At 47.1% G+C, this 13,558-nt stretch carries 14 protein-coding genes; 12 read left to right on the top strand and 2 right to left on the bottom strand.

Going from position 1 to position 13,558, the window contains the following annotated elements:
• The first annotated feature begins 1 nt into the window (after nucleotide 1).
• The 5 genes from ffh (at nucleotide 2) to trmD (ending at nucleotide 3,360) form a co-directional block, all read left to right on the top strand.
• On the top strand, nucleotides 2-1,357 hold the full coding sequence (ffh, locus tag A8806_RS14990; RefSeq protein ID WP_109732022.1) for a signal recognition particle protein: 1,356 nt from the start codon (nucleotides 2-4) through the stop codon (nucleotides 1,355-1,357).
• A gap of 96 nt (nucleotides 1,358-1,453) precedes the next feature.
• Nucleotides 1,454-1,699 (top strand): 30S ribosomal protein S16, encoded by a 246-nt coding sequence (gene rpsP, locus A8806_RS14995; RefSeq protein ID WP_009003357.1) that lies wholly within the window; start codon nucleotides 1,454-1,456, stop codon nucleotides 1,697-1,699.
• 23 nt (nucleotides 1,700-1,722) lie between these two features.
• A complete protein-coding gene (locus A8806_RS15000; protein WP_009003358.1) occupies nucleotides 1,723-1,953 on the top strand; it encodes a KH domain-containing protein in 231 nt (76 codons plus the stop codon).
• Nucleotides 1,954-2,106: 153 nt separating this feature from the next.
• Complete coding sequence (rimM, locus tag A8806_RS15005; RefSeq protein ID WP_109732023.1) at nucleotides 2,107-2,610, top strand: ribosome maturation factor RimM; 504 nt, start codon at nucleotides 2,107-2,109, stop codon at nucleotides 2,608-2,610.
• 15 nt (nucleotides 2,611-2,625) lie between these two features.
• A complete protein-coding gene (gene trmD, locus A8806_RS15010) occupies nucleotides 2,626-3,360 on the top strand; it encodes a tRNA (guanosine(37)-N1)-methyltransferase TrmD (protein ID WP_109732024.1) in 735 nt (244 codons plus the stop codon).
• A gap of 57 nt (nucleotides 3,361-3,417) precedes the next feature.
• Here the strand turns inward: trmD and glnA are convergent, their stop codons facing one another.
• The gene (gene glnA / locus A8806_RS15015) at nucleotides 3,418-4,845 is read right to left on the bottom strand and encodes a type I glutamate--ammonia ligase (protein ID WP_109732025.1); all 1,428 of its coding nucleotides are present in this window, start codon (nucleotides 4,843-4,845) and stop codon (nucleotides 3,418-3,420) included.
• Nucleotides 4,846-4,970: 125 nt separating this feature from the next.
• A complete protein-coding gene (locus tag A8806_RS15020) occupies nucleotides 4,971-5,855 on the bottom strand; it encodes a MurR/RpiR family transcriptional regulator (RefSeq protein WP_109732026.1) in 885 nt (294 codons plus the stop codon).
• Between the two features lie 339 nt (nucleotides 5,856-6,194).
• Between A8806_RS15020 and A8806_RS15025 the strand changes: the two genes are divergently transcribed.
• The 7 genes from A8806_RS15025 (at nucleotide 6,195) to A8806_RS15055 (ending at nucleotide 13,548) form a co-directional block, all read left to right on the top strand.
• Nucleotides 6,195-6,878 (top strand): cyclase family protein, encoded by a 684-nt coding sequence (locus tag A8806_RS15025; protein ID WP_109732027.1) that lies wholly within the window; start codon nucleotides 6,195-6,197, stop codon nucleotides 6,876-6,878.
• A 25-nt stretch (nucleotides 6,879-6,903) separates the two neighbouring features.
• Nucleotides 6,904-7,920 (top strand): sugar ABC transporter substrate-binding protein, encoded by a 1,017-nt coding sequence (locus tag A8806_RS15030; RefSeq protein ID WP_109732028.1) that lies wholly within the window; start codon nucleotides 6,904-6,906, stop codon nucleotides 7,918-7,920.
• A 78-nt stretch (nucleotides 7,921-7,998) separates the two neighbouring features.
• Entirely contained in the window at nucleotides 7,999-9,501 is a 1,503-nt protein-coding gene (locus A8806_RS15035; RefSeq protein WP_109732029.1) for a sugar ABC transporter ATP-binding protein, read from the top strand.
• A 14-nt stretch (nucleotides 9,502-9,515) separates the two neighbouring features.
• Nucleotides 9,516-10,505 (top strand): ABC transporter permease, encoded by a 990-nt coding sequence (locus A8806_RS15040; protein ID WP_109732030.1) that lies wholly within the window; start codon nucleotides 9,516-9,518, stop codon nucleotides 10,503-10,505.
• A gap of 16 nt (nucleotides 10,506-10,521) precedes the next feature.
• Nucleotides 10,522-11,139: a KpsF/GutQ family sugar-phosphate isomerase gene (locus tag A8806_RS15045; protein WP_109732031.1), complete on the top strand. Its 618-nt coding sequence runs from the start codon at nucleotides 10,522-10,524 to the stop codon at nucleotides 11,137-11,139.
• Entirely contained in the window at nucleotides 11,136-12,197 is a 1,062-nt protein-coding gene (locus tag A8806_RS15050; RefSeq protein WP_109732032.1) for an alcohol dehydrogenase catalytic domain-containing protein, read from the top strand. The genes A8806_RS15045 and A8806_RS15050 overlap by 4 nt, the downstream gene beginning before the upstream one ends.
• Nucleotides 12,198-12,228: 31 nt before the next feature.
• A complete protein-coding gene (locus tag A8806_RS15055) occupies nucleotides 12,229-13,548 on the top strand; it encodes an NAD(P)H-dependent oxidoreductase (RefSeq protein ID WP_109732033.1) in 1,320 nt (439 codons plus the stop codon).
• Nucleotides 13,549-13,558: the final 10 nt, after the last annotated feature.

Here is a 13,558-nt window from a genome sequence, read left to right on the forward strand (position 1 = left end):
AATGGCATTTGACAGTTTAACTGAAAAGCTTCAGAACGTATTTAAGAACCTCCGCAGTAAAGGGCGGCTTACGGAAGATGATGTGAAGACAGCTCTCAAGGAAGTAAAGATGGCACTGCTGGAAGCGGATGTTAACTTTAAGGTCGTGAAGGGATTCATTAAGAGTGTGCAGGAACGTGCGGTCGGACAGGATGTCATGAACGGGCTGAATCCGGGGCAGATGGTGATCAAGATCGTGAATGAAGAGCTGGTCAATCTGATGGGGTCGGAGACGACTGAGATCCAGCTTCAGCCGGGAAGCGCGGTCACTGTGATTATGATGGCCGGCCTTCAGGGTGCAGGTAAGACGACCACGACGGCAAAGCTCGCCGGAAAGTTCAAGCTGAAGGGAAAGAAACCGCTGCTTGTCGCATGTGATGTATACAGACCTGCGGCAATTAAGCAGTTACAGATAAATGGAGAAAAGCAGGGCGTTGAAGTTTTCTCGATGGGAGATAAGAACAAGCCTGCGGATATTGCAAAGGCTGCGTTAGAGCATGCCAGGAAGAATAACAACAATATTGTGATTCTGGATACGGCCGGACGTCTTCATATTGATGAAGACATGATGGGAGAACTTCAGGAGATTAAGGAGGCAGTTACCGTGCATCAGACAATCCTTGTTGTGGATGCCATGACAGGACAGGATGCGGTGAATGTTGCCGGAAGTTTTAATGAGAAGATCGGAATCGACGGTGTGATCGTAACCAAGTTAGACGGTGATACCAGAGGTGGTGCGGCGCTTTCTATCAAAGCAGTGACCGGAAGACCGATTCTCTATGTAGGTATGGGTGAAAAACTTTCCGATTTGGAACAGTTTTATCCAGATAGAATGGCTTCCCGTATTTTAGGTATGGGAGATGTCCTGACCCTGATTGAAAAAGCAGGGGCTGAGATCGATGAAGAAAAAGCCAGACAGATGACGCAGAAGATGAAGAAGGCCCAGTTTGATTTTGATGATTATCTGGAGAGTATGAACCAGATGAAGAAGATGGGCGGTCTTTCAAGCATTATGGGAATGATGCCTGGACTCGGCGGCATGGGCGGCAAGATGCCCGACCTCGACAACGAGGAGAATGAAAAAAGGATGGCAAGGATGGAGGCCATGATCTATTCCATGACACTGGAAGAGAGAAGGAATCCGGATCTTTTGAACCCATCCAGAAAGCACCGGATCGCGAAAGGCGCCGGAGTGGACATTGCGGAAGTCAACCGCATGGTCAAGCAGTTCAATGAAGCCAAGAAGATGATGAAGAAGCTTCCAGGTATGATGGGCGGCAGAGGTGGTAAGAAAGGCAAGTTTAAACTTCCTTTTTAACACATACATTACATAGCAGGCTGCATGGCAGTTTGCTAGCAGGTCCTTAAACGGGATCAGACAAAAAGAAAAAATATTAAGAAGAGGTGAAAGAAAATGGCAGTTAAAATCAGATTAAAAAGAATGGGACAGAAGAAGGCTCCTTTCTATAGAATCGTAGTTGCAGATTCAAGATCTCCTAGAGATGGAAAGTTTATCGAGGAAATCGGAACATATGATCCGAACCTGGAGCCAAGCGGAATCAAAGTTGATGAGGAAGCAGCTAAGAAGTGGTTAAACAACGGAGCTCAGCCTACAGAAGTAGTTGGAAAAATCTTAAAAGCAGCAGGTATTGAGAAATAAGCTGTTCCGCGGAGGTGGCTTAAATGAAAGAACTGGTTGAAGTAATTGCGAAAGCATTAGTAGACGATCCGGACAGCGTTGTTGTTTCTGAGAGACAGGACGGCAGAACTACGGTAATCGAGGTTCGCGTCGCTGACGGCGATATGGGCAAGGTTATCGGAAAGCAGGGACGCATTGCAAAAGCAATCCGCTCTGTGGTTAAGGCAGCTGCTGCCAAGGAAGATAAGAGAGTTGTTGTTGACATCGTGCAATAGCAAGAGAACGTAAGGGACAGCCTTCATGCATTATGAGCATCGAGTGACTGCCCCTTTCTTTTTCCTGCCGGACCGTTTTTTCCGGCAGAGATGGTAAATAGAGATACCGGCAGAAAGATTCGTCCTGCCAAGGTACAGATATAGGAGACAGGTATGGAACAATACTTACAGGTAGGGATTATTTCATCTACTCATGGAATCCGGGGTGAAGTGAAGGTTTTCCCGACAACGGATGACCCGGCAAGATTTAAGGTGTTAAAAAATGTAATACTGGATACAGGAAAAGAGCAGATTCCGATGGAGATTCAGGGTGTGAAGTTTTTCAAGCAGTTTGTAATCGTAAAGTTCAAAGGAATTGATAACATAAATGATATTGAAAAATATAAAGGGAAGAGCCTTCTTGTAACACGCGAAAATGCTTCTCCACTGGAGGAAGATGAGTATTACATCGCTGATCTGATCGGGATGACGGTATTTACCGAAGACGGTGAGTTTGGCGTGCTCAAAGATGTTATTGAGACCGGGGCAAATGAAGTCTATGTTGTGGATTCAAAGGAGCATGGGGAGGTGCTGATCCCTGCAATCCATGATTGTATACTGGATGTGAACGTGGAAGAACAGACTATGAAGGTACATCTGCTGGACGGACTGATATAGAGGAGCGAAAGAAACATGAATTTTCATATTTTAACCTTATTTCCGGATATGGTCATGGACGGACTGAACACAAGTATCATCGGACGGGCGGCAGGAAAAGGCCTTCTGTCTATTGAGGCCGTGAATATCCGGGATTATGCATTTAATAAGCACCAGAGTGTGGACGATTACCCTTATGGGGGCGGTGCGGGCATGCTGATGCAGGCGGAGCCGGTATACTTAGCCTACGAGGCGGTTGCCGGAAAGCTTGAAAAGGCTCCCAGAGTGGTATATCTTTCACCGCAGGGGCAGACATTTAACCAGCAGATGGCTGAGGAACTTGCACAGGAGGAGGAACTGGTCCTGCTGTGCGGACATTATGAAGGAATCGATGAGCGGGTGTTGGAAGAGATCGTGACGGACTACGTTTCGATCGGAGATTATGTGCTGACCGGCGGGGAACTTCCGGCGATGGTTATGGTGGATGCGATTTCGAGACTCGTTCCCGGTGTTCTCCATAATGATGTATCCGCGGAGTTTGAATCCTTCCAGGATAATCTGCTGGAGTATCCGCAGTACTCTCGTCCAGAGGAATGGCGTGGGAAGAAGGTGCCGGAAGTCCTGCTGTCGGGACATCATGCAAACATTGAAAAGTGGAGGCGGGAACAGTCTGTTCTGCGTACGAAAGAACGGCGTCCTGATTTACTGGAAAAATGTGAGCTGACAGATGCGGAGAAAAAATTAATTGAAGATTACGAATCAGAAAAATAAAACAGCAGGGTAAGACGGATGTGATCCGGCTTGCCCTGCTGTTTTGTTATTCAGAAATTATAAATCATAATACTTTTCGAATTCCGCCGGATGCGGGATCTGTGAAATTTCAAGGCTTTCTTTCCGTTTGCGTTCCAGCCAGATCTGAATCAGTCTCTCGGGGAATACACCGCCGGCTGTCAGATAATCATGGTCAGCCTCCAGAGCGTCCAATGCCTCATCCAGTGTCTTTGGAAGCGACTGGATCTTTGCCTTTTCTTCCTCAGGAAGTTCATATAAGTTACAGTCATAAGGTCCCCAGCCGTTTACTGACGGGTCAATCTTGTTCTTGATGCCGTCCAGTCCGGCCATCAGGATTGCCGCATAAGCGTAATAAGGATTCGCCGTCGCGTCCGGGTTCCTGAGCTCGAAGCGTTTTGCCTTCGGAGACTTAGCGTAGGCCGGAATACGGATGACCGCACTCCGGTTAGAGGTTGCATACCCAATTGTGACAGGGGCCTCATATCCCGGGACAAGCCTCTTAAAGGAGTTTGTGGATGGGTTGGTCAGTGCACACAGAGAAGCAACATGCTTCAGCAGTCCCCCGATAAAATAATGTGCTGTTTCACTTAAACCGGAGTATCCGTTTTCGTCATAGAATACCGGTTCGCCGTCCTTCATAAGGAGCATATGTACATGCATCCCATTCCCGGCCTCCCCATAGATCGGCTTAGGCATAAATGTTGCGGTCTTGCCCTCTTTTACAGCGGCATTCTGGATGATATACTTGATAATCATAGTTTTATCGGCCATATCAACCATATCGCCGAGTTCCACTTCGATCTCCATCTGTCCGGAACCACCGACTTCGTGGTGATGGTATTTGACATCGACTCCCCAGTCCTGCATGTACATACACATCTTACTTCTTAGGCTGTAGGCGATATCGTGCGGCGCTGCAATATGGTATCCGCCCCCTTTAGGCACCTGGAAACCTGCATTTTGGGGCCCTTCGATCCCGCTGTTCCAGGATGCCTGTCTGGTATCTACGGTAAAGGACGTTTTCTGAGGTTCCACCATGTAGCTTACGTTGTCAAATAAATGAAATTCGAATTCGGGTCCGATCAGCATCTCATCTGCGATGCCCTCCGACTTCATATACTCAACTGCCCGCAGGCTGACGTTTCTCGGATACTGGTCAAACGGTGTATTCTCCCTGCCGATCACACATACATTGCCACACATGGTCAATGTAGGAATTTCAGTGAACGGATCGACAACCGCAGTCTCCGGGTCCGGGATAAAGACCATATCACTCTTTTCGACCGGAGCATACCCGTAATTAGATCCGTCAAATCCAATGCCATATACAAAAATATCATCGTTGAACCTCTCCACTGGGATCGTAATATGACGCCATCTCCCGTCTAAGTCTGTCATCTTGAAATCAATCATCCTGATTCCATTCTCACTGCATACCTTTCTGATATCCGTGCTGTTTAACATGCTATCCCTCCAATTAATACGTTATTTTTTATGTGCCGTACCTTAGGTTGTTAGTATCATTCTAACATAGGAAGAACATAAAAAGGAAGAGGTTATAAAACTAAAACAGATGCTCAAACAGATGCTTACTGCTTATTGAGAGAAAGGTACTCATTGACGTTGTCAAGGAGCGGCTGCAGGCTGTCCTGTCTCTTCATCAATACAGAGAGGTACAGGGTATCCAGCAGGCACAATGCAGGCACACGCTTAGCCAGCACCTCATCCATTACCTCATAAGAAAAAGATGCTGTCAGTAAAAGGATGTCAGAGTGCTTTGCCAGCGGGGCACCGGGGAAATTGGTAATTGTAATGACAGGGATGCCATGCTCCCGTGCCACCTTAGCCAGATTGCAGACATTACGTGTCTTCCCGGAATGTGAGATACAGATAAGTGCATCTTCCGGAGTCATCTGGGAGAGTGCGATCAGCTGGGAATCGAAGTCAGAAGATGCTGTTGTCTGATAGCCGATGCGCATGAACTTCTGTGCAGCTGAAGCGGCGATAAAATGTGCATCTCCTGAAGCGGCAAATACAAGCCGCCCTGACCCGGTGAGCTGGTCGATTGCCCGGGACAGCGCTTCATAGTCGATGGACTGCAGGGAATCCTGAAGATATAGTACACAGGAATTGAAGACACTGGATGCGATTGTCTCAAGACCGTCTGATGCTGAGATGCCGATATAATGGAAGATATCTTCATATTCTTTCGCACGGATGCTGGCTCGTAATTCAGGGTATCCAGTATATCCAAGACGGCGCGCCAGACGCACAAGGGTGGCCTCGCTGCAGCCGCTCCGTTCAGCAACCTCGCTGATAGTCAGAGTAGCTACATCAGAAGGGTTACTCAGACAAAAATCAGCGGCTTTTCGTTCTGCTGATTTCAGATTGTCATAAATAAAATGAAATTTAATGAGACAAGCGTGTGATATTTCTTTGCTTTCTTTATTGGTTGGCCTGTTTTTGGTAATCAAATCTTTCCGCCTCCACAGTTAATTTTACCTTTGCGTGAGTTCTTGTAAGGTTAAGTGCATTCTACCATATATTGGGGGAAATGACAATGTGGTATTGGCATAAATCTGAAGAAAATGAACCGGGTGAAAATGTATGGTGGCAGAATAAACAGAATTTGAACCCTGATTTTGTACAAAATGTAGAAAATGCTTTCATTTTCACTTTTTATAAATAAAAATGAAAATATGTATTGAAAAGTAAAAATCCATGTGCTATGATTTGCCTAACAGGAGAAAAGGTTTCGAATAAAAAAGAAAGCAAAACCTGTACAAAATAATAAAAAAGAAAAGGAGGATATTATGAAAGTAAAAAGAGAGGATATTGTAGAACTGAACCATGTTTTAGAATCTGGGAAAGAGAATTTCCCCTTTGAATCTTCTTATCGTGATGTGGTAGAACTGGATCCGAACGGAAATGCCCGTGCGCATGCAAAAGATGTGTGGTACATAGAGAGTGAAGTAAAAATGCATTCTCATGTCGGCACACATGTGGAGGTGCCTTTCCATCATAAATTTGACGGGCCGGACTGCGCACAGTATCCTGTTGAACGTTTGGTGGGTGAAGCGTTTGTCATGGATTGTACAGGGAAAAAAGCCGGGGAATTCATTACTCTGGAAGAGATAAAAAGATATGAAGATCAGCTTGAGCCGGGCGACATGATACTTTTTTACACCGGATTTGATAAAAAATTCCATGATCCGGACTGGGAACCTTTTCCACATGTAGAGAAAGAAGCGATCCTCTGGCTTCTGGAAAAATTTAATCCGCCGGTTATTGGTACGGATGCGTCAGGTATCGAGGTGCCTGATGATGACCGCCAGCCAAACCACACAAATTGTTTTGAAAATAATACGGCAATCATCGAATCACTTACAAATCTGGAGTCAGTAAAAGAGGAGCGGGTAACCTTATTTGTTCTGCCATTACGGATGAAACGGGTTGATTCATGTGCTGCCAGAGTGATTGCAATCAGGGGTATCTGATAATAGAAAGTGGAGGGAAAAAGGTATGAAGAGAAAAATAATTGCATGGATCATAACGGGACTCATGGTTTTGTCATTGGCAGCGTGCGGAAATTCGTCATCTGATGAACCAAAAGAAGCGGATAAGTCAACAGAAGATACAGCAGACGGTGAAAAGACGGACGGATATACGATTGGCTGTGTCATCATTAACGATGCTAATACACATTGTATTGCTTTTGCCGAGAAGTTTAAAGAGATTGTAGAGTCAAAAGGTGATACGGCAATTGTGCTGGCTGCAAATGATGATTCTGAGACGCTCCTTCAATGTATTGACGACCTGATGGCAGCGGGTGTGGACGGTATTGTCATGGAATCCCCAAATGCAACTGCGCCGGTAGAGGCGTTGAGGGAAGCAGCAGGGAAGGGTGTTGTAATCTCCGCGGCTGATGTACTGCTTGATATTGAAGAGAGCGAAGGCGTCCTTGTATCTCAGACGGTATCTGATAATTACGGTGCAGGCGTGCTCTGTGCAGAGGACTTTATTAAAAGGCTGGATGGCAAAGACGGTACGGTCTGCCATATGATTTATGAGGAAAATGAGGCTGTAACGACACGTGTGCAGGGATTCCTTGATACAATAGCAAAACATGACAATATCACTGTTCTGGAAGGAACACAGCCGACGCCTGTAACACAGGAGGCAGAGATGGCGGTTGCAGAATCCTGGGCGGCAAAATACGATGAGATTTCCTGTGTGTTTGGAGGCGGAGGTCCCATTTCCATCGCATTTATGCGTGGCCTCGAATCAGCAGGCGTAGACTGCGGGCCGGACGGCGGATGCCTGATATATGGCGTGGATGGTTCTCAGGATGAATATGCTTGTATCGTGGACGGAGACTATACAGGAACAGCGCGTCAGCAGCCGGATGAACTGGCAAGGATTGCGACGGAGGATGTTTATACTGTCCTTGGCGGCGGGAAGATCGACCATGACTGGCTGACCTATGTAGACGTTATTTATGTAGATGCTTCTAATGTGGATGATTACTACGAGAAATAGGCGGCATGTAAAGAGCGCACAGCAGCAGTGTTAGTGCGCTCTTATATTAGAAGACTCACGAATGAAAAGGATGGGCTTATGGAAGAAATCATTTTAAGGATGAAAGACATTACAAAATCCTTTCCCGGAGTAAAGGCTTTGAAGGGAGTCAGCATGGAACTGCGTAAAGGGGAGGTTCATGCGCTGCTGGGAGAGAATGGGGCTGGGAAATCCACATTGATCAAATGCCTTGGCGGAATCTATCCGATCGACAGCGGCAGTATTGAGCTCGATGGACGAAAAGTGGATATCAGGACACCGGGCGAATCCATGAAGCTGGGAATTAGTGTAATACATCAGGAATTGGTGCTGGCAGAACAACTGACAGTGGCCGATAACATCTTTATGGGAATGGAACCGGCGAACAGGGCGGGGTTCATTGATAAGAAGAAAATATTCGGGGAATGTGAAGAAATCCTTCAGTCTCTGAATGCAGGTTTTCATGCCTATAACCGGGTGTTTACACTGAGTACGGCCCAAAAGCAGATGCTGGAGATTGCAAAGGCGATTAATAAGCAGGTCCGCATACTGGTGATGGATGAGCCCACTGCATCTGTGTCACAAAAAGAAGTCGATAAGATTTTTGATCTGGTACGCAGGCTGAAAAGCAGGGGGATTACAATCGTGTACATTTCACACCGTATGGATGAAATTTTCCAGATAGCAGACCGGATTACAGTACTCAGGGATGGCAGCAATGTGGCAACTGCTGAGGCAGAAAGCATTACACAGGATGAACTTGTACATATGATGGTCGGATACGATCTGGAACAGTATTTTGCCAGAAGCAGCCGGAAAATCGGTGAAGTGGTTATGAAGGGAGAGGGGCTTACCCGGAGTGACGGAAAAGTAAAGGATGCCAGTTTCGAACTGCGTAAGGGTGAGATTATCGGGTTCGCCGGACTTGTGGGTTCGGGCAGGACGGAACTGGTGGAGATGCTGTCAGGGATTGTTCCGCCCGGAGCAGGAAAGCTGGAACTGTCCGGCAGAAAAGTGTTTTTCAAGAATCCCAGACAGGCTCTGGATGCAGGGATATGCCTTGTGCCTGAGGACCGGAAGCACGAAGGGCTCATTCTCCGTAATAATGTACGGTTTAATCTGAGCATAGGGATTTTGCCCCATTTTATCCGGTGGAATTATCTGGGGGTAAACAGGCGGAAGGAAGAGGAGATTGCTCAGAAATATATTGATAAATTAGCAATCAAAGTATCAGGACAGCAACAGCTTGCAATCAATCTTTCGGGAGGCAACCAGCAGAAAATCGTGCTTGGGAAATGGCTGGCTGCATCGAAGGATATTATTATCCTCGATGAACCGACCAGAGGGATTGATGTCGGCGCAAAGGCAGAAATCTATGCATTGATGGATGAGCTTACGAATCAGGGAAAAAGCATCATCATGGTGTCATCGGAACTGCCTGAGGTAATCAATATGAGTGACCAGATATATGTAATGCGGGAAGGGAGCATCTGTAAAGTATACAGGGACAGGAGCAGCTTTGATCAGCAGGAGATTCTGAGATATATGCTGGGTCTGCAGTGAATGGAGGGAATGTCATGAAAGAAAAAGAAAAATTACCAGGCAGCCGGCAGCGGAATGTCGTGGATGCCTTAAAGATAAACGGAGGCGTACTGGCTGCTTTTGTACTGATCTTTATCATAAGTTCATTATTAAATTCCAGATTTTTAACTGTTAACAATATGATGACCGTTTTGCGGACGAATGCATGCACGGCTCTCTGTGCATTTGGCATGACATATGTAATACTGACCGGAAATATTGATCTTTCCGTCGGATCATTCATGACATTATGCGGGTGCCTGACGAGTATTCTGATCGCACAGGCCGGGATGCATACTTTTCTTGCGATAGGATTATCATTAATTGTGGCGCTGATATTCGGGGCCATAAACGGAATCCTGATTACAAAGATGAGAATCCCCGCATTCATCGCCACACTGGCGTCTATGAATGTACTTCGGGGGGCCTGTTATGTGATGACGAACGGGAAGCCTGTTGTATTTTCAAAGGGTCTGTTCACCAGCATAGGCGGAGGATATCTGGGAATATTTCCACTGCCTGCAGTCTATATGGTTATCGCTTTCGTTATTCTCTGGATTGTACTGAACCAGACCAAATTTGGAAGACGGATTTATGCAGTGGGTGGTAATCAGATGGCTGCCCGTTATTCAGGTGTGAATACTGATCGTACAATCATCCAGGTCTATATGATTTCAGGCTTTATGTCGGCGTTCTCAGGGATCCTCCTGATATCGAGACTCGGATCCGGACAGCCGGTAATCGGCGAGGGTGCGGAATTGGATGCAATTGCGTCCTGTGTTGTAGGTGGCGTCTCTATGACAGGTGGGAGCGGTACTTTATTTGGAACACTCATAGGCTGTCTGATGATGGGAGTAATCAGTAACATATTGAATCTGGCAGGTGTCAATTCTTATATGCAGCTGATCGTTAAAGGTATCATCATTGTTTTGTCTGTATATATTGATATTCTGCGGATGAGCCTTGCTACAAGAAACAAGAATTAGTACAGGAGGCGTTTGTATGAATGACAAAGAGATACTTTGTGAGATAGACAGGTGTATCAGCATGGAAGCGGATGCCCTGCAGAAATTGACGGAACTGCCAAACGACGATGGGGTTTTACAGACAGTACATGCAATCAAAGAATGTAAAGGGAAGATTGTTCTGTCCGGTTGCGGGACATCGGCTATGGCTGCCAGAAAAATTGCCCATTCCTTAAACTGTGTGGACAGACCGGCTCTGTTTCTTGTGCCATCGGACGCGGTGCATGGCGGACTCGGTGTACTTGCTCAGGAGGACCTGCTGATTTTAATCAGCAAAGGCGGAAATACGCAGGAATTAGTCCGGCTTATACCGGCGTGCAGGAAAAGGGGCGCGGTACTGATCAGCGTTTCGGAGAATCCGGAATCCATACTGGCCAGAGAAGCGGATATTTATCTTCAAATTAAGGTTGAGCGGGAACCCTGCAGATTTAACATGCTGGCTACGGCAAGTACGCTGGCCGTGATATCTACGTTTGATGCTATTTGTATCGCGATGATGCAGCTCAGAGGTTATACAAGAGAACAATTTGCAGTGATCCACCCGGGCGGTGCCGTGGGGGACAGACTGCTTGGAAAGGCTGGGGATGTGAAATGAAAGGAATCATGAATGCGGCGGTGTTTAAAGATATTGGACACATGGAAATTGAGAAAAGACCCATCCCGGACTGCCCAGCAGATGGTGTTTTGATCAAGATATATGCCTGTGGGATCTGCGGAAGCGACGTGAGGAATTTTCATAACGGGCTTAAAGGCGGCATCCGGGACCAGATTATGGGGCATGAAATAGCGGGGGAAGTCGTGGAGACCGGAGAGCAGGCCGAGGTTTTCCATACGGGACAGAGGGTGGCGCTTGCACCGGATGTGAGCTGCGGCAGCTGCTGGTATTGCAAACGGGGGCTTGTGAATCTTTGCGAACACCATAAGATGCTGGGGACGCATTACCCGGGCGGCTATGCGCAATATATAGCGCTCCCCGGTGAGGTGCTTAAGCGGGGGTTCGTGGAACTGATACCGGAAGGTATGAGTTATGAGCATGCTGCTTTTGCAGAAACCTGTTCTGCCGTTCTTGCCTGTCAGGAGAGGAACCAGGTATCATTGGGGGAAACGGTAGTCATCATAGGGGACGGTCCCGTGGGATGCCTGCATTGTGAGGTGGCACGTTCCAGAGGGGCGGCGCAGATTATCATGATTGGAAGAGACAAGCTTGATATGGCGGCGTCTTTTCAACCGGACCTGCTTCTTGACGGGGCAAGATGTTCGGAAGAACTGGTTGATGAAGTACGATCTAGGACTGGAAACAGGGGAGCGGATATTGTCATCTGTGCGGTTCCTTCAGTCATGGTTCATCAGGAGGCGCTGGAAATGGTACGTAAGCGCGGCAGAGTAGTGATTTACGGAGGGGTGCCGAAACATAATGAGATCAGCAGCCTGAATTCAAACCTCATACACTATGGGGAAATCACACTGACAGGAGCTTTTTCATATCCGGCTTCCGGGCTGTATGACGCACTGTCGGCACTTGAAAACGGGCATATACATGCAGAAAAATATATCAATGCAAAGGTGTCGCTTTATGATGTGGTGGAGGGAATGGACATGATCACAAAAGGACAGGCACTCAAAGTTATGATAGACCCGTGGCTGGAGCCATAGGGAGGATCAGCGGGATAGAAAGGAGAGAAATATGTACGAGATAGACAGCAAGCTGCTGGAACTGGAAGCAAAAGGGACTCCTGTCCATGTCAGCCTGATTGGCTGCGGCCAGATGGGAAAGGATATTGTGGCACAGATTAGTAAAATGAAGGGGATTTCATGTGATATTGTAGTGGATATTGATCCTGCAATTGCAGTGGATGGCTATCAGCAGGCAGGTTATCAGGCAGGGGACATTGTAGTGACAGATGACCTGAAAGCTGCTGAGAAAGCGGTCTCAGAAGGAAAAAAGGTCGCGTCTGCGGATTACCGGATGGCTGTTGCGGCATGCCAGACACAGGTAGTGATTGATGCGACGGGTTCCCCGGAGATGGGGGCAAGAGTTACGATGGAATGCATTTTTTATAAAAGGCATATTGTGATGATGAACGTAGAATGCGATGTTACAGTCGGACCTATTTTGCGCAAGCTGTGTGATCAGGCCGGGATTGTCTATTCACTGACAGCCGGGGACGAGCCGGGATCTATCTGTGAAATATACCGTTTTGCGAAGGCTTTGGGATTCAAGGTAGTGGCAGCAGGGAAGGGCAAGAATAATCCGCTGGATTTTTATGCAAATCCGGGAATGAAGGAGTGGGCCGATAAGGCGGCCGCACGCAAAATGGCGCCAAGGATGCTGATTGAGTTTGTTGATGGTTCCAAGACCATGATTGAAATGTGCGCGGTATCGAATGCAACGGGACTTGTGCCTGATATCCGGGGAATGCATTGTGCAAAATGTAATGTTAAGGATCTGACGAAGGTATTCAGTCTTAAAAGCCAGGGCGGGATACTGGAAAAAGAGGGCGTGGTAGATTTCGCGATTGGTGATATAGCGCCCGGTATCTTTGTTGTTGTCACAACAGATAACCAGAGGATCATTGATGGCCTGGTACAAAGAGACATGGGGGATGGTCCAAATTACCTCTTATACCGGCCTTACCATCTGTGTTCCATTGAGACACCGATAACAGCGGTGCAGGAGGCAGTATATGGAGAATCTACAGGACAACCGATGGACCACCTGACCAGTGAATGTATTACAATAGCGAAGAAAAATCTGAAGGCGGGAGAAGTACTGGATGCGATTGGTGAGTACTGCTACCGTGCCAGCATAGAACTGGCGGATGTGGCAAGACGGGGGAATATGCTGCCAGTTGGACTTGCAAAGGGCGCAAGGATGAAGGTGGATGTCCAAAAAGATGAAGTGATCACATATGATATGGTGGAACTAAATGAAACATCAGTACTGTTGCAGCTTCGCCGGATGCAGGACCAGCTGTTGTGTAGTGCTGCCGTGCAGGCACAATAAAGGGGGGACT

Origin of the sequence: Faecalicatena orotica (assembly GCF_003149245.1) — a bacterium.
In the GTDB taxonomy this organism is placed as follows: Bacteria; Bacillota; Clostridia; order Lachnospirales; family Lachnospiraceae; genus Faecalicatena_A; species Faecalicatena_A orotica.

Excerpts from the sequence above, each read along its gene's own strand:
- ffh (WP_109732022.1), top strand. The coding sequence starts at position 2 with ATGGCATTTGACAGTTTAACTGAAAAGCTTCAGAACGTATTTAAGAAC.
- rpsP (WP_009003357.1), top strand. The coding sequence starts at position 1,454 with ATGGCAGTTAAAATCAGATTAAAAAGAATGGGACAGAAGAAGGCTCCT.
- A8806_RS15000 (WP_009003358.1), top strand. The coding sequence starts at position 1,723 with ATGAAAGAACTGGTTGAAGTAATTGCGAAAGCATTAGTAGACGATCCG.
- rimM (WP_109732023.1), top strand. The coding sequence starts at position 2,107 with ATGGAACAATACTTACAGGTAGGGATTATTTCATCTACTCATGGAATC.
- trmD (WP_109732024.1), top strand. The coding sequence starts at position 2,626 with ATGAATTTTCATATTTTAACCTTATTTCCGGATATGGTCATGGACGGA.
- glnA (WP_109732025.1), bottom strand. The coding sequence starts at position 4,845 with ATGTTAAACAGCACGGATATCAGAAAGGTATGCAGTGAGAATGGAATC.
- A8806_RS15025 (WP_109732027.1), top strand. The coding sequence starts at position 6,195 with ATGAAAGTAAAAAGAGAGGATATTGTAGAACTGAACCATGTTTTAGAA.
- A8806_RS15030 (WP_109732028.1), top strand. The coding sequence starts at position 6,904 with ATGAAGAGAAAAATAATTGCATGGATCATAACGGGACTCATGGTTTTG.
- A8806_RS15035 (WP_109732029.1), top strand. The coding sequence starts at position 7,999 with ATGGAAGAAATCATTTTAAGGATGAAAGACATTACAAAATCCTTTCCC.
- A8806_RS15040 (WP_109732030.1), top strand. The coding sequence starts at position 9,516 with ATGAAAGAAAAAGAAAAATTACCAGGCAGCCGGCAGCGGAATGTCGTG.
- A8806_RS15045 (WP_109732031.1), top strand. The coding sequence starts at position 10,522 with ATGAATGACAAAGAGATACTTTGTGAGATAGACAGGTGTATCAGCATG.
- A8806_RS15050 (WP_109732032.1), top strand. The coding sequence starts at position 11,136 with ATGAAAGGAATCATGAATGCGGCGGTGTTTAAAGATATTGGACACATG.
- A8806_RS15055 (WP_109732033.1), top strand. The coding sequence starts at position 12,229 with ATGTACGAGATAGACAGCAAGCTGCTGGAACTGGAAGCAAAAGGGACT.